The following is a 24859-nucleotide window of genomic DNA, read 5'->3' as shown; positions in this document are numbered from 1 at the left end:
GGCTAGGGAGAGGCAACAAATCAGGAGAGTGATGTGCAGACGATCGGCGTGATTGGTGCAGGGCAGATGGGCGCAGGGATCGCGCAGGTATCGGCGCAGGCGGGGTACCGCGTGCTGTTGGCGGACGTGTCGCTGGACGCTGCGAGCAAAGGCAAGGCGGGGATCGCCAAGGCGCTCGCACGGCTGGTGGAGAAGGAAAAGATTGCAGGCGACGTTCGCGATGCAGCCCTTGCGCTGATCGAGCCGATCGCAAGCGTGGCAGACATGGGCGACTGTGCGATCGTCGTCGAGGCGGCGACCGAGCGCGAGGGCGTCAAGCGCGCGATCTTTGCCGAGGTCGGCAAGGTACTGGGAGGGGACGCAATCCTGGCGTCGAACACGTCGTCGATCCCGATCACCCGGCTGGCGCAGGCTGCCCCCGATCCGGCGCGGTTCATGGGCGTGCATTTCTTCAATCCGGTCCCTGTGATGCGGCCGATCGAGCTGATCCGGGGTCTCGCGACATCGGATGCCACGGTAACGGCTGTCGAGGCGTTTGCGGAGAAGCTCGGCAAGCAGGTGGTGCATGCGAACGATGCGCCGGGATTCATCGTCAACCGCGTGCTGATGCCGATGATCAACGAGGCGTGCTTCGCGCTGGGCGAAGGTGTGGCTAGCGTACGTGACATCGATCTGGCGTGCCAGCTCGGGCTGAACCATCCGATGGGGCCGCTGACGCTGGCAGACTTTATCGGGCTCGACACATGCCTTGAGATCACGCGCGTGTTGTTCGAGGGAACGGGCGATCCCAAGTTCCGGCCGGCGCCGGTACTGGTGAAGTATGTCGAGGCCGGGTGGTTCGGGCGGAAGACAAAACGCGGCTTCTACGATTATTCGGGCGCGGAACCTGTGCCGACCCGGTAATCATCGCAGGCACCCTGTATCAGGCGGGTGAACCCGCCCTACGATCCAAACCCATGTCCCAGGCCGTGCTGCAGCCTGGGACGTGCGATCGACGATCAGGCGTTGGTACCCCGATGGCGATGACGGGCTATTCCGACCGGATCGGCGATGTGGACCAGCTACGGCGACTTGAGCCGATGATGATTGGCGGAGTGTGGCACCGCTGCTGACGTTGCACCCGCCTCCCCTCGGCTTCACTGCTACAAAATTCAGTAATGGCAGCGAGTTGCAGCAACGACACGACTAGGTCGCTTACGGTTTGGACGGACTGCCATTTAAAACAGTACGTCCGGAATAAAGTGCAGTCATTGCTACCTATTGCAACAAGCAAAATGCAAAGCGCCATACCACCTGTTAATTTTCGAGATATTGGTATTGTTTTGATATTGCGGACGTGACAGCATGTGCCTGTCCGAGGGTCCGGATGGTACTGCCGAACAGTGTCGACAAGGTCACGGGGCAAAAGATCCCGATGAACGAGCGGCATAGCGTTCACCGATTGCTTCCGAACAGGGTCGGCAGCATTCGATATCGCGCGGCATCATCCATGCGACCCGATCGGCAGCACAGGGGGTGATCGAATGGTGTTGTTCAAGGGGTTGATGACCACGACATGTTGCGTGGCCGCGTTGGTCGCGTTGCCGGCTCAGGCCAAGGCTCAGTCGTCGGATACGGGAACGTCGAATACGGGCGTGAGCGACGTCACGCAGGACGGCCAGACCGCAATTGGTGATCCCGTCGCCTCCGCCAAGCTGGCTGCAGACACGGCACGCACCGGAGAGCGCGAAGGGTCGGACATCGTCGTGACCGGCACGCGCATCACGCGCCCGAACAACCGGTCCGCCGCGCCGATCGTAACCACGACCGCCGCAGAAATCGCAGCGCAAGGCGCGACGACGATCGAGGAGGTGCTGAACCGCCTGCCGCAGGTCCAGGTGAACTCGGAACAGAATTTCAGCGATTCCGAAGGTCGCCAGCGGATCAAGCTCCGCAGCTTAGGGTATGAGCGGACGCTGACGCTGATCGACGGCCTACGGGTCGGACTTGCCAACACGGTCGACGTCGGCATCATTCCCAACGCGCTGGTCGAGCGGATCGACGTGCTGACCGGTGGTGCCTCGTCCGTCTACGGCTCGGACGCGGTGTCGGGCGTCGTCAATTTCGTCCTGAAGAAGAACTTCGAGGGCATCCGGGTTGACGCGAACTACAGCTTCTTCAATCACGACAATGACAGCAATGCCGTCACCGACGCAGCGGGTCGCGCCGGGTTCAACGCCAAGCGCGGACTGACCAACGATGGCGGACGCTCCGACGTCAGCCTCGCGGCAGGCACCAACCTGTTCAACGACCGGGTGAATATCACCGGATTCGTCAATTATCGCCAGTCCAATCCGGTCGAGTTGGTCGATCGGTCCTATTCTGTCTGCGAGGCGGTCCAGCCGACCAACACCTCGCCGCTGGGCTGTTCGCGCGCGAGCTTCACGCCAGCGGGCACGATCATCCCGCAGTCGGGGCCGCGCGCCGGGCAGATCCTGGTCAACAATCCCAATGGCAATGGTACCTTCATCCCGATCAACAGCGGACCACCGGGGACGTCGGCCAACCCTTATGACAATTGGGCGGTGCAGCGCGCGTTCAACCGCATCAACGTTGGCGGTTTCCTGACCGCGAAGATCAGCGACGACATCGAGCTTTACGGCAACGGGCTGTTCTACCGCGACAAATCCTACAATACACAGCTCAACCGCACCTTCAACTTCGGCGCGTACGGCACCGATCCGTTCCGGGTGAATTGCGACAACGCGTTCCTGTCGGGCGCGCAGGCACAGGATCTGTGCGGCGCCAATGCCGGCGTCGCCGGGCAATATGCGCCGATCGACGTACGCTATCGCTTCGACGGACTGCCGCTGGTCCAACAGCGCTTCACCAACGAGGGGTATCGCATCGTCGCGGGGCTTCGCGGGCGCGGGCTGAACAACGTGTGGTCCTACGATGTCGCGGGCATGATCTCGCGCGCGCGGCTCGACACCATCGACGTGCCGTTCGCGCGCTACGACAACATCAACCGCTCGCTCGACGTCGTCCGCGTCAACGGCACGCCGACCTGTCGCGCGGTCGTCAACGGCACCGATCCGTCCTGCGTGCCGTTCAACGCGTTCGCCCCGTTCAACCAGGACGCCGCGCTCAACCAGTATCTCTATGGCGGCGCGACCGGCGGGATCAGCACGCGCATCCCGCGGCTGTTGCAGTTCGTCGGCACCGTCAGCGGTGATCTGGGCAAATACGGCATCACCTCGCCGCTCGCGGAACAGGGCATCGCGATCGCCCTCGGGGCGGAATATCGCGAGGAAATGGAACGGACGATCGTCAACGAGATCTTCCAGCAGAACAATGGCGGCGAGAACCAGCGTTTCACGCAGAGCATCCTGGAGGCCAACGCCGAAATCCAGGCGCCGCTGATCGAACACCGCCCGTTCGCTGAGCTGTTGCAGGTCAATGCCGGCTACCGCGTGTCGAAATACAACCGGCTCGACGGCAAGTTCGATACCTGGAAGGTCGAGGGCCTGTGGGCGCCGATACCCGACATCACGCTGCGCGCGTCCTACAACAAGTCGCAGGCCGCACCGGGCGTCAGTACCGCACAGGGTGCCGCCAACATCTTCTGGAACCAGGGATTCTATTCCGATCCTTGCGCACCGCGGGTCGATCCGTCGAACCCCAATGGCGGGCGCCTGGCGCCGTCCGCAACGTTGCAGCAATGCCGCAACACCGGGCTTGCCGACAATCTGTACGGCAGCGCCTCACTCATCTGCCCCGACGATCGGTGTACGGTGCGCGAAGGCGGATTCGAACTGAAGCCGGAAAGCGCCTATACCAAGACGTTCGGTGTCGTGCTGCGTCCGCGCTTCCTGCCCGGCCTGACGGTGTCGATCGACCGTTGGCTGATCGACCTGAAGGACCAGCTCGACTTCCTCCAGCCGCAGAACATCATCGGCGAGTGCCTGGCCACCGGGAACGATTATTTCTGCCGAGGCATCGTCCGCAACCCCGGCACCGGCACGCTGTCGAGCTCGCCGGCGACCAGCCCGGCGACGGGTTGGGTGGCTCGCGGCTCGGCCAATGGCTACAAGTCGCAGTCGCACGGCTGGGATTTCCAGGGGCAGTATAACGTTGGCCTTGGCGGTGCCGGGCGGCTCGACATGAGCTTCAACGGCACGCTGATGACCCGCGTCGGTTCGCAGTCGTCGCCGACCATCGAACCGCGGAACTGCGTGGGGTATTTCGGCAACCTGTGCGGCGAAAGCATGCCGCGTTGGAAGCACCAGCTCCGCACCACCTGGACCGCGCCTGACCGCTCGACCAGCCTGTCGGTCAACTGGCGTCACCGCGGCGCGATGCCGCTCGACAACTATGCACCTACGGACACCGGCATCCCGGCGCAGGATGCAAGCGCACTGCGCGATCAATATCCAGGCGTCGGCTCATACAATTGGATCGACGTCGCGCTCAGCTTCGACATCAACAAGCAGATGACGTTCCGGCTAGCCGCGAACAACGTGTTCGACCGCGATCCGCCGCTCATTCCGGACAGTCGTTCGCGGATCGGGCTGCTCCGCGGCAATACCGTGATGGGGTATGATCTGCTCGGACGGCAGCTCGTCGCAGGCGTCTCGCTGCGGCTGTAACAACAGCGGGTGCCCGATACTGGGGTCCGGATCCATCTCGATCGGGACCCCAGCTATATTTGATCTTTCGCTGTGGCACTCACCGGCTACCCACGCATAGATGCGACGCGTAGGCGCATTGCGGGTTGTAACAGCGAAGACCCCGGAAAACGGGGATGGCCGCGTTCATCAGGTCATCCCAGCATCGCGAGTAGCACAAGGCCGGGCGCCAAGGCATGGGCTGCGTCACGATGCAACGGTCGAGACGGACGCGTATAGAGAGCGTCAGGACGCTAGGTTTATAGCCAACGCAGCCCCACAATGTTCGAACGGGACGATTGCCGGCAATTCGACCGGCAGCATTGTCGTCAGCTCCGGCCAGATCCTTTCGGTCTCGGCTACCGTGAACAGCCGGCTGGCCTCGCCCTCGTCGACGTCAAGCGCGAGCACGAACATCTCACCACCGCCGCGCGCTGCCATCCGCGACGACAGAGCCGATCGTCAACCAAGATGCCGCGCGATCGCGAGTAGCAAACCGGCTTGGGACACCGCTTTGACAGCGTTGTGCGCTGCCACCCCGGGCAACGTGCGGTGCACTAACACAGCGTGACGCCGCGGAACGTGGCGTCGCCAACGATGATCTCCACGACACCGGCTCCGACGATGGGGTTCGTGCGACTGAGCGCGGTTTCAATCGCGTCACCGGGGAAAGTGATTTGACGACGTGCCTATCAGCGGCTGACCGACCGTCGGCCTCGAGGACGATTGGCTACCGGACGATCGACGTAATAGAGAATTACGGGTGCTAACCCCGTCTCCTACATACGACAAAGGACATTATAGTATGTAATTTCCGTCACTTTGAGGTGAAATGCCAGCCCTTCCAGGCCTGCCGTTTTCATCGCTTGGAAAGAATGAACGTGCGCTTCATTGTGCAGATGCAGCATATACGCGTTGACGGGCCTCACGGTAATGCAGATGACAACGCTACAAGGCGGCGGGGGCCAAATGACGAGAATAAGCGAGAGATCGGGGACACGACAAAATACATTCCCGCCATCCTTCCACGATCAAGAATGGGTCAGATCGCTATGAAGATCGCAGTCTTTGGTCTCGGTTATGTTGGTCTCTCCAACGCCGTTCTTCTGGCGCAGCACAACGAAGTGATCGCTGTCGACATTACGGCTGCGCGCGTCGAGATGCTTAACGCGCGTAAGTCGCCAATCGTCGACGCGGAATTGGAGGATTTTCTCGCCACCAGACGGTTGAACCTCACCGCCACGGTCGATGCACAGCGGGCACTTGCCGAGGCCAACTATGTGATCGTCGCCACGCCGACGAACTACGACGCGGACACCAATAAGTTCGACACGTCCTCGGTGGAGGCTGTGATCCAAACGACGATCACCGCTAACCCCGAAGCGACGATCGTGATAAAATCCACAGTCCCAGTCGGTTTCGTGATTGATGTCCGAAAGCGTTTTGGCACCGATCAGGTCATCTTCAGTCCGGAATTTCTTCGCGAAGGCAAAGCCCTCTACGACAACCTGCACCCCTCCCGGATCATCGTCGGCGAGCGTTCGGAACGAGCACGGATATTTGCCGACCTGCTCTTGGATGGCGCGATGAAGAAGGATGTTGAAATCCTCTTTACCGATGCCAACGAGGCGGAAGCAATCAAACTATTCGCCAACACCTATCTCGCCATGCGCGTTGCTTTTTTCAACGAACTCGACAGCTATGCGATCGCTGGAGCTATGGACACGCGCCAGATTATCGACGGCATCGGCCTCGATCCGCGCATTGGCAGGCACTACAACAATCCTAGCTTTGGCTATGGTGGCTATTGTCTACCTAAGGATACGAAGCAGCTGCTAGCAAACTATTCCGAGGTGCCTCAAAACCTGATACGCGCAATTGTCGATGCCAATCGGACACGTAAGGACTTCCTGGCTGACCAAATAATTGCAAGGAAGCCCAATAGGGTCGGGGTTTTTCGTTTGGCAATGAAAGCGGGTTCCGACAATTTCCGCCAGTCTTCGATTCAAGGTATCATGAAACGAGTTAAGGCTAAGGGTATCGAGGTCGTGATCTACGAGCCGACAATGGGGAACAAAGAGTTTTTCGGCTCCAGCGTGATTTGTGACCTCGATGCTTTCAAACAAAATTGTGACGTTATAATAGCAAATCGCATGTCGGACGAGCTCGACGATGTGATGGGAAAGGTCTTTACGCGCGACTTGTTTGGTTCAGATTGAACATTCAGCCGACGCGAAACCAGAAGAAGGGTAAGAACAATGAGCGAAAAAAAAGTAGCCCTGATCACCGGCGTCACAGGTCAAGACGGGTCGTATCTGGCTGAGTTTCTAATAGAAAAGGGCTATGAGGTTCACGGCATTAAACGCCGGGCTTCGCTGTTCAACACGCAGCGCATCGATCACATCTATCAGGATCCGCACGCGCCGCACCCCAACCTGAAACTGCATTACGGCGATCTGTCGGATACCTCAAACCTCACGCGCATCCTGAGCGAAGTGAAGCCCGACGAGGTCTACAACCTCGGCGCGCAGAGCCATGTCGCCGTTAGCTTCGAGGCACCCGAATATACCGCCGACGTCGACGGCCTCGGCACGCTGCGCCTGCTCGAAGCAATCCGCTTCCTCGGGATGGAAAAGAAGACGCGCTTCTACCAGGCCTCGACGTCCGAGCTCTACGGCTTAGTTCAGGAGACCCCGCAGAAGGAAACGACGCCGTTCTATCCGCGCTCGCCCTATGCGGTCGCCAAGCTCTATGCGTACTGGATTACGGTCAACTACCGCGAGGCGTACGGCATGTACGCCTGCAACGGCGTCCTGTTCAACCACGAGAGCCCGCGTCGCGGCGAGACGTTCGTCACCCGCAAGATTACCCGCGGCCTCGCCAACATTGCACAAGGGCTGGAGACGGGCCTGTTCATGGGCAATATCGACTCCTTGCGCGACTGGGGCCATGCCAAGGACTATATCCGCATGCAGTGGATGATGCTGCAGCAGGAGCAGGCGGAAGATTTCGTCATCGCCACCGGCGTGCAATATTCGGTGCGCGAGTTCATCACCTGGTCGGCTGCGCACCTCGGCATCACGCTGCGGTTCGAGGGCGAAGGCGTTGACGAGATCGGCATCGTCGACAAGGTCGAGGGCGACGATGCACCGGCGGTGAAGGCCGGCGACATCCTCGTTCGGATCGACCCACGCTATTTCCGTCCGGCCGAGGTGGAGACGCTGCTCGGCGACCCGACCAGGGCGAAGGACCGGCTTGGCTGGGTCCCCGAGATCAGCGTGCAGGAGATGTGCCAGGAAATGGTCGCAGCCGACCTTCACACGGCCAAGCGTCATGCCCTTCTCAAGACCCATGGCTACGATCTTCCCGTTTCGGTCGAAGGCTGATGGAGCAACATCCGATGCGCATCTATGTGGCTGGTCATCGCGGGATGGTCGGCGGAGCGATCTCGCGCAAACTGCGCGAGCGCGGCGCCGACGTGATCACGCGCACGCACGCCGAACTCGACCTGACCGACCAGGCGGCCGTGCGTGCCTTCTTTACAAGCGAGAAGCCTGACGGCGTGGTGCTGGCGGCTGCCAAGGTAGGCGGCATTCATGCCAACAACACCTACCCGGCCGACTTCATCTACGAGAACCTCATGATTGAGGCGAACGTGATCCATCAGGCCTACGTCGCCGGCGTGCAGCGCCTGCTGTTCCTCGGCTCCTCGTGCATCTACCCTCGCGCCGTCGAACAACCGATGCGCGAAGACGCACTGCTCACCGGCGTCCTCGAGCCGACCAATGAGCCGTATGCGGTTGCCAAGATCGCCGGCATCAAGCTGTGCGAAAGCTATAACCGCCAGTATGGCACTGACTACCGTAGCGTGATGCCGACCAACCTTTATGGACCGGGCGACAATTTTCACCCGGAAAACAGCCACGTGATGCCGGCGTTGATCCGCCGCTTCCATGAAGCGGCTGCAAGCGGCGCTGAAGAGGTGGTGATCTGGGGTACCGGTACCCCGTACCGCGAGTTCCTACATGTCGACGACATGGCTGAGGCCTCGCTGTTCGTGTTCGATCTCGACAAGGAAACGTACGAAGCGAACACCGAGCCGATGCTCAGCCATATCAACGTGGGCTTTGGCGAGGATGTGACAATTCTGGAGTTGGCTCGGCTGATTGCCCATGTGGCAAGATTTAAAGGAAATATTGTCTTCGATGCCAGTAAGCCTGATGGAGCCATGCGGAAGCTTATGGACTCCAGCCGCCTAAGATCGATGGGTTGGAAGCCGTCCGTTTCCCTAGCCGAAGGGATCGGAAAAACTTGCAAATGGTTTTTACATAACGTGGCGTCATTAGAACGACTTGGGCCCGGGAGGCACTAAGCTAATGAAAGCCGATCTACCAGGCAGAGTGCGCCACGCCATACAGGCCAAGATTATACGACTTGAGATAAAACAATGAACGTTCTGATTCTTGGAATCAACTACTCTCCTGAGCTGGTGGGTATCGGTCCGTACACCGCCGGGATGGCACAATTTCTTGCTGCAGCGGGCCATGCGGTTAGCGTAATCTGTGCCAAGCCCTATTACCCGCAATGGAAATCTGATCCGGTCTTTGCTGGTGGTGGAAAGCGGGTCTCGGTTGAACAGAACGTCCGTGTTGTTCGTGTACCAACTTACATCCCAGCCAATCCTGACGGCAAGCGGCGCTTGATCCATCACATGAGCTTTGCCGCTCGCGCAGAAATAGCAATGTTGGAGGAAATCCGTAGGAGCAAGCCGGACGTAGTTATAGGTATCGCGCCCTCCCTAATTTCTGCTGTCGTTGCCCGCAATGCTGCGCACCGGACAGGTGCAAAGTTGTGGCTACATATTCAGGATTTTGAGGTCGAGGCGGCTTTCGCCACCGGATTGCTTAAAGACGGCGGCATAATAGCTAAGGCCGCACGCCAATTTGAAACATGGGCGCTCAAAGCGGACCGGGTAAGCACAATATCGCCTCAGATGTGTACGAAACTTGTTCAAAAGGGAGTGCCGTCGGAAGCCATAATAGAGTTTCGCAATTGGGCTAATGTCGACGAGATCATTCCTCTTTTAAAACAATCGACTTATCGGTCACGATGGAAGATAGACAGACGTCACGTAGCGCTTTATTCCGGTAACATTGCTAACAAACAAGGCATTGAGATCGTTGTTAACGCCGCATACATCCTCCGAAATCGGAAAGATTTGACGTTTATAGTTTGCGGAGATGGACCTAACCGGGAGAAACTTGTACAGCAGGCTGCTGGACTAGATAACATCCAGTTCCACGATCTTCAACCACGCGAAAGTCTTTGCGATCTTCTGGGTTTGGCGTCAATACACCTCCTTCCTCAAATCGGTGGAACAGCCGACCTAGTGTTACCATCTAAGCTAACTAATATGCTTGCCTCTGGAAGATCTACTGTAGCTACAGCATTGCCAGGAACAGGACTGGCGCAGGAGATTGAAGGCTGTGGTTTAGTTACCCCCCCAGGTGATTCCAAAGCCTTCGCGCAAGCTATAGAATCTCTACTGGACAATACTAGTTTAAGACAAAGTACAGCTCATGAAGCGCGTGAACGCGCAGTTCAGCGATGGAGTAGAGGAACAATCTTACATCAGTTTCACAAGGAGTTAGACAGAATGCTTTCGCTGTCTGAAGAGACATAGAGCATAATATTCAACAGAGTTAAATTGAATACTGGAGTTTTGTCACGCACCGCACAGACTAGATGCTGCTGACAAGCACTTCTGTTAGCCGGCGCGCGGACTCCTTCCACTTGAACTTCGCGACGCAAGCTAACTTGAATTTTTCAAACCGCGAGATCAACTCTAGCTGATCCATTTCCGCAAGCTCTGTCCGAATTGCCTGAATTTCGATAAAGGAACTAACTCGGCGAATAAAAATACCGTGATCGGTCAGGTCACAATAGTCCTGCCCTACATCTGACATACTCAAAACTACGCAATTGTTAGCTATGTAGTAAGTGACTTTAAGCTTGAAGCCTGACGAGAATGTGTCGGGTACTAGGCCGAATCTCAAAGCCGGAAGCCACTTTGAAGGATCAACATTCTGGCCAAGCAACAATGGCGAGACCGATGCATGCGGCGGATGATCCCAACCAACCTTCCATTCCGAACTTTTCTCAGAAAGTAATTTAACCGCAGCAGCGGATAGGTCTCGCCTCTTGGGATACCAGTCATAGGTGCCGGATATGAATATCTCTGGCATGATCACTGACATTGGCATGGGGGCAAGCGGAGGGGCACCAGGACTTACTATTTCAACTCGTTTATTAGGCACCAACGCTTTTATAATCCGAGCATCGCGCACAGAAAGGGCTATTATCGCGCTAATTTGGGGAAGATTGTAAAGGCGGCGCTCAAAGCGGCGCACGTACGAAGCGTAGGCCCGCGCAATACGCGTTTTATTAAACACCTCAACCACAGCATCGCTTGTAATGTTGTGCAGCAACAAGACAGTCGGCAATTCGATTTGCTCAGCGAGAACGTCGAACGGTTCCCATGAGATAACCACCACGTCGGGCAGCGTAGTGCAAATGGCGTTATGCAGATTGTCGGTATTATTGCGTGACCAATACGTTGCTCGATACAGCGGCACGCCACGAGCAAGATTCATCAGCTTCTTAGTTCGGCTGACTGGAAGTGGTACGAATTGAATAATTTCATGCTGCGGGTCAATGCATTGTAAAAGCTTGCGGTCGTATACCTCATCACCGCCTAAGGCTCCCGTTCCGCCGCCTTTGCCGATCCATAAGATACGCATTAGTTATTCTCGCTTGTTTCTTACGTCGCCATACTACAAATCGATGTGAAAGTCATACCGCGCGGCATTAAACAAGCTACGCATATCGTTGACGTGGTGACAGCACCAATTGCTCAAACATTAGGTCACCTTATAGGGGCGGTCGCTTACTGGGCGGTTTTAGACCGGATCGCCATGATATCATGCAAGATAGTATTGATTGCCAAACGGTAGTCGCGTTGCGTTACCTTGCCTTGCATTGCATCCGGAGATATGGGTATACCATCCCAAGCACGTTGAAGTGCAGAGACCATCCCACCGTTTGACAAATTATGTGCGAAAAGCAGACCTGTTTTGTCATTTACAACCGATTGCCTTAGCCCCCCTACGCTCGCGGCAATTACAGGCAATCCGTGCTGGTAGGCCTCTACTACAACAAAAGGGTTTGGGTCCGGCCAGATCGACGGAACCACCAAAGCGTCGACGGAGTCGAAGAAGGCGTGGGGCTTCATCACGCCAGCGTAGCGCACCCCAGACATGCTATCTACTCGAGCAATTTGTGCGTCGAAGAAGGGTCCTTCACCGCCACCGGCTATGATCAGTTCCGCTGACGAAGCGTCGTCTGCCGACAAGTTGTGCCGAAATCTCGCGAAGCCGTCAAGCAACTCCGTAATACCCTTTTCTTTTACAATACGGCCTAGGAAGCCAAAGCGCCGAATTGGTCGTTTGACATATGGGCGCTTGATCTGTCCGTCCAAATCGAGCGGGGGCTCGATTACCTTAGCAATTGCCCGCGGGAAAAAACCACGGCCAATATGATAATCCAAGATATATTCACTAGCACCGTAGACAATGTCTACATTTGCGCTCATGCGGCGCCGACCGTCAGTTAACAGGCGGCACGACGCGCAAGGCGTCAAACATTCCGTTCCGTTGCGCATGATCGAGGACGCTGTGCACGCGAGCTGGTAGTCATGAATATAATGCGCTTTGATCAGATCAGCCGACCGGTTCTGTAACGACCAGACGCCGGTGGAAAATCCACGCAGGTTATGTGAAAAGAGTACAGTTGCGTCATCAATTAAACCGATACGCCGTGTGCGTTCAACAGCAAGTGGATTCCAGTTCTCAAGAATATGAAACGCAATCTTAGACATAGTGCGATGGTTACGTTCTGGGTATGGGAAATATACGCTTGAGCTTCGTATCTGCTGCGATGTTGTTTCGCTGGTTTGCGTATGGGACCCTGGGGGTAGTATCGACAGCATCCGTGTAGCAATCTCTTCAGCCTCGAATCCCTGCCGAAGCAGACGAACTACCTTCTCGGCGCCAGCGTCGAAGCGTGTCGCGTTCAGAGTATTCAGGAACGCTACAACTTCCGGCATCATTATCCCTCGCAGATTTACGATTCAGCATCACTGACCGATGCTGACTTCACTAGCCATAGCATGCGGCGGTGGCTGTATCATATAAAAAGCGCCGCTGCATCGCACGGCAGGACACGTTATTGTCTATCGTGCTCCAATCCGGCAAAGCCTCATTATGGATCGTCGAACTGTCGTATCGCTGGCGCTTGGCGCTCTTCTTCCCAATGCGGGCGCGATTGATGCCCGTGAGGCGGGGACGCAGTCTCCGAAACGCAATCCGGTCGACACAACCTGGCTACCTTCAGGTTGGGTTTCGCCAACCCAATTTTTCAAGGGTAATTGGTCTAGTCCAGAGGCGGACCATACCGAGGCTATGCAAGCGGCATTCGACAGCGGCTCGTCAGTTTCGCTTCCCAGCGGAGATATCAAAATCAGCCGAGAGCTTAGAGTAAGGAAATGCTCCGGCATTGTAGTCCGTGGGGCGGGCCGTGGCGCGACACGGATTGTTCAGCATACTATTGGAATGGGGGTACTACTTATATGGGGAACTCGACTGCGTTTCGAGGATTTTGAAATCGGATGGGCAACGCCGCAACTTCCGATTCATAATTCCAGCTTCGGTCTAAAGGCTTGGGAGCGTGGCGATGGCGCAATTCTTGCAACAACGCTCTTTCGAAACATACAGATCAGAGGCGCTGGGATCGCGATCGATCTACGCAACTCGATCGGCTACTCAAATAGCTATGAGGATATAGGAATTTCGTCCTTTGCCGTGGCAGCTTTGTCTTGTGACGATCGTACAGCACATACGCAAAGTCGATTTGACGCTTGGCACGTCAGCAACCAGCCCTTCCCGTATAGGTCGGGACGATCGGCGGGCGGAAGCACTTCCACCGTTCGCATCGTGGAGCCTCTCGACACCGGGAACAGCTATCTCGGCTCTGCGATTGTCTTTACGAGCGGCGAGGATGATACCTCTAGGGGCGTGGTACAGTGGATCATTGGCCATGACGCCGTAAGCGGGCTTTTAACGTTCTATCCTCCGCTGAAGCATCCAGTTAAGGCAGGAACCCACTTTGAGATATCGTATCTCGGACAAGCTACGAAAGAGTGCATAGCCTTTCGGGGCTTTACTGATTTGCGAATCGGTATGCTCGCGATCGAGTTCCATAGACTTTCATCGACGGTTCCGGCACCGATTTTATTTGAGAATTGCAACGTCGTCTCAATTGATTTACTTCGCTTCGAGCGCATCTCCTTCGGTGCATCTTCGTCTGCGTTAGTAAGCGCCGCCGGTCGCTGCACGGTCCGTATAGGAGCTATGCAAACGCAATACATCGCCGCTTTAAAGCGGCTGGGTTGCCTCCATGTTTTTATTGGTCGAGTTTTTAATGAGGCACGTATCAGCGTTGACGCGATCGAGTGCGATCGCTGGAATGCGACCGCGTCTACGAGCTGGGCACATAGCACTGGCTTGAACCGTGGCGAGGGGACGAGTGGCATCGATTTCCGCCAGCAAATTACAGGTGATCAGAGCTTTGTCCCTAACGGCCAAGCTTACGACCGCTTAGGAAAAGCTCGGCAGACCGCGATCGTGGGGAGACCGCCGCGTGAATCCCGCGGCGCGAGTTTGGATGAAGGCGCACCGGTATCTTATATACACAATCTCATGCGATCGCCGGACGTAGTACGTTTCAACAGTTCTCTGCCGAACAATATCTACTTCGACCTAGATATAATTAACCAAGTCAGCGGTGCAGAGGTTGTGGTAGTACGTGGCCCCCACGCCGGCGGAAACGGTATAATTACTATCCGGGCTGGACTTGATACTTTAATGCTAATGACACATCAAAACGAATCTGTGCGCCTAATATGTAATGGTGAAGGTTATGCTGTCGTTCGCCCAACATCAGAATGTGCAGACGAACTCGGATTGATGGTTCGGTGACCCGCGCGATTATATGATACCGATCTCGGCGGATCTTGAGGTATCTGGCAAGCCCCACGGTATTATAAACAATATTACGAGCATTGCTTGGAAAGGGCTACCTTGAAGACCGATCGACGCCATGCAGAGAACTGCGGCCATGACGTCGCCGCCTCCGGAACGCGAACGCTTCATCAGTGCGATAATGATGAAGGCATATATGCCTATCCCGACTAACCCACTTTCAATAAAAACATTTAAAGGGAGAATTGCGGCCCCCATGCGACCAATTAAATGCTCAGTGATATACGATAACCCCATGCCGGTAAGTGGTGCCCTGGTAAATGTATCACGCAGATACGTGATTGGTGCCACAAAGCGCGACATGCCTGAGCCATAATCTGTCGGGTTAAGAATTTTCTGTAATTGACTGTCCCCTTGGATGTCTAGCGCAAAAGGAAGCGCAAGATAGATTAGAACGCATAGGACAAGAAGAGCAATAAATGTCGCCCGCCCGGCTAAGCTACGGGTGCTTAAGAATGTCAGTCGAAAGAAAACAAGACATGCCATCGCTAGTCCTATCGAAGAACCACTTAAGACGCTCGATAGGGCAAGTAGAAGAGCCATTATCTTTGCAGCGATTGACTTGCTTTTTGCTAAGAAGTAGGCGAGTGCCGAGGCTGATAGCGCATGCCATGATGGCTCAGAGTAGATGCCCGATGGTCTCATATCTAACTGCGCTTTGAAACCAGCTGTTTCGAACCAGCGAACAAAACCGATCGTTTTCAGCGACAACACGCCAGTGTAGTCTAACATAAATGCAATGATGATGCCCGCGCCAATCGCATGTAGCACCCACGGCATCCGCTCGCTAAGTTGGCGAATGCTCGTCGGGGCAAATGCCATTGTTAACAGAAAAAGCAGTGTTCCTACCGCAGCTTTCAATATCTCCGGCTCGGGCAAGGCGACCGGTGAAAACAGGCTAGTTGTAAAAAGAAGCATTGATGCCGCGATTGCAAATATTCCCATCAAATATTCGCTGATATTACGGCGGTCAATTACAATTTGTAAGCTAAAACCTATACCCGCTAATAGACAAACCGGCAAGCTCCCAATGAAGGTACTTGCAAGCAGGCTTACTACTAGGCTGATGGCGCCGATGCAGTCGCCGGCACGGGTTACCAGACTACCTCTCGTAGATACAGGATACTGGACGACATCAATCAACTGCCATTTTCCTTAACCTGTACTATCCATTGACGCGTCCGGAGCGCAGACAAACCAATTAGAGCTGAAGCTCCAGCCACTATCGTAAACCAAGATATACTTACATAACGCTGCGCAATCATAATCATTACCCATGCAACTAGCAAAATAGCTAGCTCTCGAATAATGATGTTGTATGCGCGTAGCGCGGTCAAAATGTTTTGCAGCACAGTGCGATACCCCCAAACGAAGAAGATAAATGCCATGGCGAGCGCTGCGGATGTTACGTGGCTACCAGTTAGTCGAGTCCAAAGAGCAATTCCGCCGGCTGCCAATATCAATATAATTGCCGCTGTTGCGGGATAATAGCGGTCACTTAATCTTATTACGTGTCTAGCCGCTTTCGGATTACTAGCGATCGCACGGAAAGCAAGAGTGTTTACGACTTGAACGATCATCTGTAATCTATCGAATATAGCCCAGCAAACTGCCAGATCAGCCGCAGCAACCCCTTGACTCCCCTGAAACATCGATAGCATTAGGCGATATACTATTATGTAAAGCGTACCAGCAAGCCAGCTTGGCCCTCCGAAGCGCCTAACAAGTGGCAAACTAGGTAGATAGCGAGATGGATGACTTTGCCAGGACCAACCAGATTTAGCCTTCGACATAAGACCGGACATTACGAGGTAGGCTAAGAACTTGACGAGGGCTATAAGCGCGTAGGTCAGGTTAAGGTGAAACGAGTCATTCATGTGGTCAGGAAAGGAAAAAACGATAATAAGGAACGCGAAAGCGCCGCTCACCTCGATGACGGTATAAAGCGAAAAGCGTCCTTGACCTAGCGCAAGACCGCTTATTGATGTCGACAAGGTAAAGGATAGTGCGAAGAACGCGAGCCACAAGGATCCGACTGATGGCGTCCAAGCTTCTGCGATAGCTGATCCGAGAAGACATATCCCAGCGCTAATCGGTGTCCACGCGAGCATTTGCCACAGCGACCATCGAGCTAATCTATTTGACCTGCTCGCATAAAACATTAATATTGAATAAAACCCGATTGAGGCAAATCCAGATATAATGTAGCAAAGATTCTGAACTTCTACAAATCCAGCAACTACGAATTTTCCATCTAATGTAAGAATAAGTGTAATTGTTAGAAAATATAATAACGATACCACTCCAGTTCTGAATAACAGCAGAGCTGCGCGATGACCGCCGTTAATCGCCCTTATCAATTTTTGGCTGTAAGACTTTGCGGTCATACGGATAACGTGCCTCGATACTGCGCCTCTAGCTCATCAATTCGACGCGGCCAGGATAACCATTTCGGCGATTGCCGCTCTCTGGTGCCATTCTCGATTGTTGGAACCAGCGCTGCAATGTAGGGTTCGATCTTTGCTTCTGTACGGTAACGCTCTTCCTCGACTTCAAACATTCCAGGCTCGCCAAACCTGCTTACCTCGACCCTGCTGCCGAGGTAATTATCCGAGAAATTTGTCGAGGGCACCAAGATATGCGCGCCACATGCGAGGGCCTCCCAGTAGGAAAGAGTAAACGTCGTAAATATAGAGCAATCTGCGGCATTGTAGAGCGCTGCCATGTCTCGCTGGGGCAATTTGCCAAGGTAACGTATATTGGGCTGTCCGTGTACCAACGGGCGAACTTGTTCGGATATGTCGCCCACCAAAAATAGAGTTTTATCATGGTGCGCCAAGGCACGCGCGACCTCGTCAACGCGCTTTTCCAGTTCGATTTTTCCCGACATCAACCACATGAAATCGCTTGGTAAGAGTCCTAGATCGGCCCTCTTCTGCGCTCGAAGATCTGCGTTGACATGGAAAATCTTCTCGTCCGCACCAAGCGGTGAAAGTGCGAATGGACCGCTATAGCGAGGTGCCGTCTCCTCGAAAAACACGCGGTTAGATGTTACTGTATGCCGTACAAGTGATGGCGCTCTCGCTCCATAACGAATGAAAGCGCGGCGTACGCGGTTGTCTAGAGTGTGCAACGGGCTACCCGATCGATCGCCGCGTTGCTCATGATCGTAGATAACTTTGATACCCGCAGAAGATGCTAAGCGGGCGGCGAATGCAGTGATGCCTTGTCTGAAATCGAGCACGTGGACCACGTCAGCGTCCTTAAGATCCGATCGGCGAAGCCGAAAAAGTACAAGATCTCCGATCCGAAGAAGGGGCTTACGCCGGATTAGCGTTACATTCGGATTGTTTGTGTACCGTGCATCATTTTCAGATGGATTATTCGTTGCTGCGCCAGCACGATTCCAACGCCAACGTATGCTCGCCGTTGAAGTTATAATTCGTACCTTATGGCCCCGTTCCGCCAATCTATACGCGAACTGATTTTCGCGAAAGCTTTCTATTGTCGAGTCAAAAAATCCGCAGATAAGAACAACGTTCAAAAAGCGCCCTCTTTCATCTTTCATGATATCAACCACAGAGATTCCTCAACTAGAATTTGGTACGGATTGGCCAACGCTATCCGCGTGAAAAATCCCGTAGACGATCTATGCTCACCCACCCGATGAGCGGGACTTACTTACAGATGTGTTATAGCTAGTCCTTCTCGAACGTACTAGGTCAAACACTTCCACATACGTGGCGGAGCGGCTATCATAATGAGCGGACAAAAAGGATTTTCCGAATGATACCAGTGATAATATGCGCCGGAGGGTAGGTGAGCAGCGAACCACCGGGTTGCTCGACGCTCGCGACGTGAGCTCGGGGGGGCCAAGTTTCTCGTTACGCAATCGAGTTCAGCGTGCCAGTTTCGCGCTATGTTGGACCATTATGGCCGCTTGGACGCCGCCCGCACTTCATCGCTGGCGTTGCTTAATATTGCGCTTGTTCGGCGCACGCGTAGGGATCGGCGTGAGGATCTATGCTTCAACTAAGATATGGCATCCGGCCAACCTAAATATCGGCGATGCCGCAACAATTGGTCCGCGGGTTCGCCTGTATAATCAGGGGCGCATCGCCATCGGATCACGCGCGGTAATTAGCCAAGGTGCTCATATCTGCGCTAGCACTCACGATGTAACTGATCCCTTTTTTCAATTGATGTTACGTCCGGTTACTATTGGAGATGACGCCTGGATCGCTGCAGACTCTTTCGTGGGTCCTGGGGTCGAGATTGGTACGGGCGCGGTACTTGGTGCGCGTGGTGCAGCCTTCCGTAGGTTGGATGCATGGACTATCTACGGCGGCAATCCCGCCACTCGGCTCAAAGTTCGGGTGATGAATACATGACAGCTTGATTGGACCTGCAGAGACGCGCTGCGATATCATGAGGTAGTGAACTGCTCCAGGCGTTGGAGATCTCGGTAATTGTCCGAACCGAGTATCGTACGGTTGCCAACAAGCGGTCCCGCGGGGGCTAGTTTCAAGGAAGTAATTCATCGAGCCGCTGACTGGGTGGCCGACGATGCGGATGGCAGCCGCGCATCACGATCAACAACAACCAGCCTCGGCGAAGACTGGGTCAGGTGCTACGCGACGACCGGTCGGCCAACCTTAAGACGCAGCTAGAGCAGCGACGTTGGCACGTCATTGCGGCGAGATGCCGGGGCCACGCATTCCCCAGCCGAAAATGCCTTTGACAGAATCCGCATACGCTCTTCATCACCCCGGCAACGACACCACTCCCGACCCGACATCACCGTGACCTGCGCCATCCATCACTCCGGAGCACGCTCGTAGAGAGCACGCTTAAGACCGGTCGCTCAGCCTCTTAGCGGCGCCCACTAAATGGATACGGTCTGTGCTAGGTGTTTAGTCCCGGCATCTGGTGGATCGGATCGACGATGAACCTGTCCGGCTCTGACGTCCAGATTTTAGCGATGTATTTGTAAGGCGTGAGGCCACTAAGTGTCTTGAGCCGACGAGCGAAATTATAGGCTGCCATGAAGTCTGCGAGGTGCTCCCGTAACTGGTCTTGGCTCTCGTAGTGGAAGCGTTTGTCAGTCGCTTCCTTGATGGTGCGGTTCATTGGCTCGACCTGACCGTTGGTCCACGGGTGGTTCGGCTTGGTAAGCCTCTGCTCTATGTCGTTCGCCTCGCAGATCATGTCGAAGCGCATCTGACGCGACTAGACGGTGTTACGGTTGCGCGGCTGCTCGGCAAACTGGATGCCATTGTCGGTCAGGATTGTGTGAATCGGTGAATCCGGTAGAGCACGGCTTTCAGCAAGTGCTCCAAGAACTCCCGCGCGGTTCGCCTGTCAGCCTTGTCGACGAGCTGGGTGACCGCAAACTTACTGGTGCGTTCGGTGCCGACGAACAGGTAGAGCTTGCCTTCGGCAGTCTGCATCTCGGCGATATCGATATGAAAGAAGCCGATCGGGTAGCGCTTGAAGCGCTGTCGCTTAGGCTTATCGCCCTCGATGTCCGGCAGACGGGAGATGCCATGACGCTACAGGCAGCGGTGCAGCGCTGACCGTGTCAGATGCGGGATCGAGGGCTGCAACGCATAGAGGCAATCGTCGAACGGCAGTAATGTGTGGCGCCGGAATGCGACCACTGCCGCCTCTTCGGCTTCGGTCAGGGGCGTTGAGTCAGGGGCCTTCGGCCCGGTCTTCAGATCCTCGACCGTCGATCGCTTACGCCACTTCGCCACTGTCTTTGGGTTGATCCCGAGCTCCCGGCTCAGCGTCGAGAGCGAAGCTTGCGATCGCTGTATTGCTGCTCTGACAGCGTGCGTGGTCATGGCGCTCCCGTGACGTACTGAGGTGGCCCCCTAAATGACCTGACAGGGCCCCGCTCTTAGATAAGAGTGAGGCATATGACTGACGGTACGACCAGGCGTTACAACGATGGCGGGGTTCTCTCCGGTGTTCAGCGCCGGAGGCGGTGGACACCGGAGGAAAAGGTCCGGATCGTCGAGGAAACGTATCTGCGGGCATGAGCGTGTCGCTCGTCGCCCGCCGGCACGGCATTGGTGGGAATCAGATCTTCACCTGGCGGCGCCTGAGGCGAGGAAGTAGTGCCGGCGTCCGAGTACCGTGCGCTCGAGGCGCAGGTGCGCGAACTACACCGGCTGCTAGGCAAGAAGGCCATGGAGAACGAGCTGCTCCGCGAGGCCGTGTCCCGGGCCGCAGGCCCAAAAAACTGCTGTTGCGCTCGACCTCGTTGCCACGGGATGGACGGTGAGCGCGGTCGCAGGGGCGGTTGGAATTGCTCGCCCACACCTGTCCGCAATGCGCCATCGCCCGTCGCCCCGACCACGCGGACGACCGCCGCTGCCGGATGCCGAGCTGGTCGCTGACATCCGCCCGCTCATCGCCGCGTTCATGCTCTGCTGCGCCGGCAGGTCGAAAAGACCGGGCGCAAAGCGCCCAATCCGAAACGCGTCTACCGCGTCATGAAGGTGCACAGGCTACTGCTACAGCGGGACGGCGAACGCCGCGAGGAACGGCGTCACGACGGCCGCGTCGCCGTCGATCTGCGCAACACCCGCTGGTGCTCCGACGGGTTGGAGATCACCTGTGACAATGGCGAGAAGGTACGTGTCGCCTTCGCGCTCGACTGTTGCGACCGCGAGGCGATGGGCCGCGTGGCGACGACGGGCGGCATCACCGCCGAGGACGTCCAGGACTTGATGGTCGCAACCGTCGAGCATCGCTACGGACAGGTGAACCGCGTACCCGAACCCATCGAGTGGCTTACCGATAACGGCAGCTGCTACACTGCTCGCAACACACGCGCCTTCGCCCGGGGAATTGGACTGATCCCGCGCACGACCCCAGTCAGCAGTCCTCAATCGAACGGCATGGCGGAGGCGTTCGTTCGCACCCTCAAGCGGGATTATGTCCGCGTGAACCCCAGGCCAGATGCGCAGAGCGTTATCGACCAACTGCCCGGCTGGTTCACCATTATAACGAGGTGCATCCTCACCGCGCTTTGCGCTATCGATCTCCACGCGAGTTCATCGCGCAAACCTGCGAGGCTCTGTCAGGCCTTCAGGGGGCAACAACACGTACCTGTCCCATACTGCCTTCTTCCATTCCAACGAAAGGATCGCACGATCAAACACCTAGAATGTTGATGTTGGTCATGGACTCCTTCTTCGGCAGCGCAACATCGCGCCATTCTAGCGTCATACGATGCCGAACGAAGGAGGCATCCACTTCATCAGTTCACGCCGCGCGCTCCACTACCTTTAAGCACGCGCCGAGATCTAGATCTTCGGTTCGCTCGCTCTGCTCCTACCGTTACAATCATTGCTAGTGCAATCATAAGAAAGGTTTGGCCTGGGGTGTCCCGGGCAAGCAGGGTAGTCTCCATCATGTTGTCGCCAAGGCAGAAAATTAAGATCGCAGTTACCAACCCACACTCACCCGGAGAAGAAGACAACAGCCGGCTTAGCATGATGACAGGCCATACTACGACGGCAACCAGTGCGAATAGCAGGCCCGGCAAGCCAATCTGTACCAGAAGGTCAAGATAACCATTATGGCCTTGATATACCTGACGCAGCCAGCCTCCGCCGTACTCCCTTGCCGTGCTCTGAGGTTGTGTATCCCAAAAAGAACCGAAGCCAGCGCCCAAAACCGGGTGGTCGATGTAGAAACGCAGTAGCGGCTGCCATATGGTCATCCTCTTAGATAATGCATTGGCATCTCCGGTGTATGCAAGTAACGCGTCTTGATTTATTGTATAGTATACTAAAATACCGAATATAATAACGCATAGTGCCAATCCTATATTGATAATGATACCTCGGCTAGGTCCATCTATTGATTTAGCAATTGCAGAATGAAAATATGTTACTATGAATCCGACGGTGGCTGCTAAAGCTACCATTGCTAAGGAAGTTCTTGAATTGGTATAAAATAGAAATATTCCTGCAGCCGCGACTACCGAGTAACGAAGTGCGAATGAAATCCGACGCGAATCGAATGCATAGAATAGCATTGTTATACCGCAAAGAACTCCGGCAACGTTCTTATGCCCCATCAAACCTCGCCACTGGCCTTTAGACCAACTGATACCGTAATCGTGTGTGCCGACCGATGGAAACAGAAATACAACCAGAAAATTAATGACAAGAGCTCCAAGCAGAACGCTTCGGACAATTAACAGACTTCGAGTATACCCCGCTGTGCGAATGCATAGAAATGCAAGTGCTGTAGCGATGGCAGTTAATAATAATCGCTTTGCTGCAATGTCAGGAACTGCGGACCATGTTAAGCTCAGCAAGCACCATATAAACGTTATGATAAGAGGAATTGGTATTACTTTGAAATAGTTGTGATCACGCCATAACTTAAGCGATATCACCACAGTTAATAAGAGTAACGGGTATACAACTTGCCTAATATTTCTTGTCACATCGTGGGGTAGGATCGTCGTCATCTCCATCCCAGGTCCAAGTATCGTTAGGAGTAACAAGCCAATGAAGGCGAGTGCAACGGGAATGTTAGTGATCCGCACAGACAATGCAGATTTTCGACTGACCACGTAGTTCGTCTCCATCTTAACGTCAGCTCCTTATGCCTCATAAAACGGGTCGGTGCTATGAAAGCGCGGTGGCCTGCGGATTACGAATGTAGGAAGGTTGCCGTTAGGACGAGCTTGGCGGATCATTGCCAAGCTCGGCTGATCTGGGCGGGGTGTTTGACGTGATCGGTGACGCGCGACAGTTTCAGCGGTCCATTGCGCACTATGCCGATCGTGCGCTTGGTCTATCCGTGCAGCGCCTGCTCCGAGCCTGACGAACGAACCGTTGATAATACATCCCCTTACGCGCAGCTGTCGCCTTCACTGCATGGGGGCACTGCACGAAAGTCAAGTTTACGTACGCTAGGATCGAACGAACGGCGAACGCTGACGGTGCTAACGTCGAAAGGGTATGACGACAGCCTGATCGAGGAAGGCGCACATAACTTCTTTATCGACGGTCTGACGGAAGGCGGCATGCGCGGCATCGTCAGTCGCGAACAGGTCGTCCCAGACCGTAGACGTTCCATGCTCGTTTTCGAGTTCGAGCGACCAGCCCGGCTCATTTTCCAACCGGATGATGTTCACTCTCACGGTGACGCCCTGCTCGGTGACGAAACCAGACAGGTTCGAGGTGACGATGTTGGGATCGCGTTCGTGCATCACTATTTCCTCATGCTTGACTGCGGTTTTAGCAGCGGTGCCTTCGAGCGCCTTGTAGAGCACGGTTTAGCCGACCTTGAGGCGCGTTGCCGCCTCGCGAACCGTCAGCCCTGCCGCGATATTATCGCGCGCCTTACGTAATTTGTCAGGCGTGATGACCGGACGCCGACCGCCAAGGCTCTCCCGTTCCCGCGCAGCCTTCAATCCGGCGTTGGTGCGGTCGCAGATCAGGTCGCGCTCGAGCTGGGCGAGCGAGCCGAAGATGTTGAACACGAGCATTCCGCCCGACGTGGTGGTGTCGATCTACTTGGTGAGCGATCGGAAACCGACACCGCGCACGGCCAGTTCGCCGACCTTCTCGATCAGGTGGCTCATCGAGCGGCCAAGGCGATCGAGCTCCCACACGACCAGGGTGTCGCCAGCGCGCAGATAGGCCAGTGCCTCGGCTAAGCCCGGCCGATCGGTGTTTGTGCCGGACGCATGGTCGTCGAACGTCCGCTCGCATCCGGCCGCGTTCAGCGCATCGTGTTGGAGCGCCAGCTTCTGGTCGCCAGTCGATACCCGCGCATAGCCGATCAGCGCCACGGCCGGTCCCAATCTGTCCGTTTCCCCATCGATTTGCATTCTCGTCCGGATCGCCATCGCGGGTCCAGAGTTGACGGACATATTCATGCTGACCGCCAGAGGACCGTTTTCTGGACAGCTTCGTTCGGCTCAGTCTCCGTACTAACCTATACAGGTTAGCTTGGCTCCGGTGCTGGCGAGGCATGCGAGAAACGAGGTAACGACTTGAAACCCGAACTGCCAGAGGCACG

General features: G+C 55.5%; 16 protein-coding genes and 3 pseudogenes. 9 read left to right on the top strand and 10 right to left on the bottom strand.

Annotated features, from left to right (window positions below; all coding sequences use genetic code 11):
* Window positions 1-33: 33 nt before the first annotated feature.
* Together C8J25_RS18550 and C8J25_RS18545 are read left to right on the top strand one after the other, a co-directional pair.
* Window positions 34-903 (top strand): 3-hydroxyacyl-CoA dehydrogenase NAD-binding domain-containing protein, encoded by an 870-nt coding sequence (locus tag C8J25_RS18550; RefSeq protein ID WP_107955840.1) that lies wholly within the window; start codon window positions 34-36, stop codon window positions 901-903.
* Window positions 904-1544: 641 nt separating this feature from the next.
* Window positions 1545-4628, top strand: coding sequence for a TonB-dependent receptor domain-containing protein (locus C8J25_RS18545; RefSeq protein ID WP_107955850.1), 3084 nt, complete (start codon window positions 1545-1547; stop codon window positions 4626-4628).
* A 264-nt stretch (window positions 4629-4892) separates the two neighbouring features.
* Here C8J25_RS18545 and C8J25_RS18540 read toward each other — a convergent pair whose 3' ends face one another.
* Window positions 4893-5087, bottom strand: coding sequence for a hypothetical protein (locus C8J25_RS18540; protein WP_107955839.1), 195 nt, complete (start codon window positions 5085-5087; stop codon window positions 4893-4895).
* Window positions 5088-5698: 611 nt separating this feature from the next.
* Here C8J25_RS18540 and C8J25_RS18530 point away from each other — a divergent pair.
* From C8J25_RS18530 to C8J25_RS18515, 4 genes are all read left to right on the top strand, one after another.
* On the top strand, window positions 5699-6865 hold the full coding sequence (locus tag C8J25_RS18530) for a nucleotide sugar dehydrogenase (protein WP_107955849.1): 1167 nt from the start codon (window positions 5699-5701) through the stop codon (window positions 6863-6865).
* A 39-nt stretch (window positions 6866-6904) separates the two neighbouring features.
* The gene (gmd, locus tag C8J25_RS18525) at window positions 6905-8032 is read left to right on the top strand and encodes a GDP-mannose 4,6-dehydratase (protein WP_107955838.1); all 1128 of its coding nucleotides are present in this window, start codon (window positions 6905-6907) and stop codon (window positions 8030-8032) included.
* A 14-nt stretch (window positions 8033-8046) separates the two neighbouring features.
* Window positions 8047-9018 carry a GDP-L-fucose synthase gene (fcl, locus tag C8J25_RS18520; protein WP_107955848.1) on the top strand — a complete coding sequence of 324 codons (972 nt, stop codon included), beginning with the start codon at window positions 8047-8049 and terminating at the stop codon, window positions 9016-9018.
* A 75-nt stretch (window positions 9019-9093) separates the two neighbouring features.
* Entirely contained in the window at window positions 9094-10329 is a 1236-nt protein-coding gene (locus C8J25_RS18515; RefSeq protein ID WP_107955837.1) for a WcaI family glycosyltransferase, read from the top strand.
* A gap of 58 nt (window positions 10330-10387) precedes the next feature.
* Here C8J25_RS18515 and C8J25_RS20430 read toward each other — a convergent pair whose 3' ends face one another.
* Window positions 10388-11446 (bottom strand): hypothetical protein, encoded by a 1059-nt coding sequence (locus tag C8J25_RS20430; protein WP_146173398.1) that lies wholly within the window; start codon window positions 11444-11446, stop codon window positions 10388-10390.
* Window positions 11447-11592: 146 nt separating this feature from the next.
* A complete protein-coding gene (locus C8J25_RS18505; protein WP_167397765.1) occupies window positions 11593-12582 on the bottom strand; it encodes a glycosyltransferase in 990 nt (329 codons plus the stop codon).
* Between the two features lie 385 nt (window positions 12583-12967).
* On the opposite strand from C8J25_RS18505, the gene C8J25_RS20425 reads away from it, so the two are divergent.
* Window positions 12968-14740, top strand: a complete 1773-nt coding sequence (locus tag C8J25_RS20425; protein ID WP_146173397.1) for a hypothetical protein — start codon at window positions 12968-12970, stop codon at window positions 14738-14740.
* A 9-nt stretch (window positions 14741-14749) separates the two neighbouring features.
* On the opposite strand, the gene C8J25_RS20420 is transcribed toward C8J25_RS20425, so the two are convergent.
* The 3 genes from C8J25_RS20420 to C8J25_RS18495 all read right to left on the bottom strand — a co-directional run bounded on the left by C8J25_RS20420 (window position 14750) and on the right by C8J25_RS18495 (window position 18383).
* Window positions 14750-15946: a hypothetical protein gene (locus C8J25_RS20420; protein WP_146173396.1), complete on the bottom strand. Its 1197-nt coding sequence runs from the start codon at window positions 15944-15946 to the stop codon at window positions 14750-14752.
* On the bottom strand, window positions 15943-16383 hold the full coding sequence (locus C8J25_RS20415) for a hypothetical protein (protein WP_146173395.1): 441 nt from the start codon (window positions 16381-16383) through the stop codon (window positions 15943-15945). Before C8J25_RS20415 ends, C8J25_RS20420 begins: the two co-directional genes overlap by 4 nt.
* An 803-nt stretch (window positions 16384-17186) precedes the next feature.
* Window positions 17187-18383 carry a glycosyltransferase gene (locus tag C8J25_RS18495; RefSeq protein WP_146173394.1) on the bottom strand — a complete coding sequence of 399 codons (1197 nt, stop codon included), beginning with the start codon at window positions 18381-18383 and terminating at the stop codon, window positions 17187-17189.
* 433 nt (window positions 18384-18816) lie between these two features.
* Between C8J25_RS18495 and C8J25_RS21225 the strand changes: the two genes are divergently transcribed.
* The gene (locus C8J25_RS21225) at window positions 18817-19194 is read left to right on the top strand and encodes a putative colanic acid biosynthesis acetyltransferase (protein WP_244187215.1); all 378 of its coding nucleotides are present in this window, start codon (window positions 18817-18819) and stop codon (window positions 19192-19194) included.
* Between the two features lie 514 nt (window positions 19195-19708).
* Here C8J25_RS21225 and C8J25_RS18485 read toward each other — a convergent pair.
* Window positions 19709-20649: pseudogene (locus C8J25_RS18485) on the bottom strand (IS481 family transposase).
* Between the two features lie 75 nt (window positions 20650-20724).
* Between C8J25_RS18485 and C8J25_RS18480 the strand changes: the two are divergent.
* Window positions 20725-21872: pseudogene (locus C8J25_RS18480) on the top strand (IS3 family transposase); the annotation flags it as partial.
* A 201-nt stretch (window positions 21873-22073) separates the two neighbouring features.
* Here the strand turns inward: C8J25_RS18480 and C8J25_RS18475 are convergent.
* From C8J25_RS18475 to C8J25_RS18465, 3 genes and pseudogenes are all read right to left on the bottom strand, one after another.
* Window positions 22074-23417, bottom strand: coding sequence for an O-antigen ligase family protein (locus C8J25_RS18475; protein WP_107955831.1), 1344 nt, complete (start codon window positions 23415-23417; stop codon window positions 22074-22076).
* Window positions 23418-23777: 360 nt separating this feature from the next.
* Window positions 23778-24107, bottom strand: a complete 330-nt coding sequence (locus tag C8J25_RS18470) for a hypothetical protein (protein WP_244187214.1) — start codon at window positions 24105-24107, stop codon at window positions 23778-23780.
* Window positions 24108-24110: 3 nt separating this feature from the next.
* Window positions 24111-24629 (bottom strand): annotated as a pseudogene (locus tag C8J25_RS18465) (recombinase family protein).
* Window positions 24630-24859 lie beyond the last annotated feature (230 nt).

This window comes from Sphingomonas faeni (assembly GCF_003053745.1).
Classification (GTDB): Bacteria; Pseudomonadota; Alphaproteobacteria; order Sphingomonadales; family Sphingomonadaceae; genus Sphingomonas; species Sphingomonas faeni.
This window is presented reverse-complemented; position numbering and strand designations above follow the sequence as displayed.

Bases quoted from the DNA above. Each gene is read 5' to 3' on its own strand.
- C8J25_RS18545 (WP_107955850.1), top strand. From the start codon at position 1,545: ATGACCACGACATGTTGCGTGGCCGCGTTGGTCGCGTTGCCGGCTCAG.
- C8J25_RS18540 (WP_107955839.1), bottom strand. From the start codon at position 5,087: ATGGCAGCGCGCGGCGGTGGTGAGATGTTCGTGCTCGCGCTTGACGTC.
- C8J25_RS18530 (WP_107955849.1), top strand. From the start codon at position 5,699: ATGAAGATCGCAGTCTTTGGTCTCGGTTATGTTGGTCTCTCCAACGCC.
- gmd (WP_107955838.1), top strand. From the start codon at position 6,905: ATGAGCGAAAAAAAAGTAGCCCTGATCACCGGCGTCACAGGTCAAGAC.
- fcl (WP_107955848.1), top strand. From the start codon at position 8,047: ATGCGCATCTATGTGGCTGGTCATCGCGGGATGGTCGGCGGAGCGATC.
- C8J25_RS18515 (WP_107955837.1), top strand. From the start codon at position 9,094: ATGAACGTTCTGATTCTTGGAATCAACTACTCTCCTGAGCTGGTGGGT.
- C8J25_RS20430 (WP_146173398.1), bottom strand. From the start codon at position 11,446: ATGCGTATCTTATGGATCGGCAAAGGCGGCGGAACGGGAGCCTTAGGC.
- C8J25_RS18505 (WP_167397765.1), bottom strand. From the start codon at position 12,582: ATGTCTAAGATTGCGTTTCATATTCTTGAGAACTGGAATCCACTTGCT.
- C8J25_RS20425 (WP_146173397.1), top strand. From the start codon at position 12,968: ATGGATCGTCGAACTGTCGTATCGCTGGCGCTTGGCGCTCTTCTTCCC.
- C8J25_RS20415 (WP_146173395.1), bottom strand. From the start codon at position 16,383: ATGATCGTTCAAGTCGTAAACACTCTTGCTTTCCGTGCGATCGCTAGT.
- C8J25_RS18475 (WP_107955831.1), bottom strand. From the start codon at position 23,417: ATGGAGACGAACTACGTGGTCAGTCGAAAATCTGCATTGTCTGTGCGG.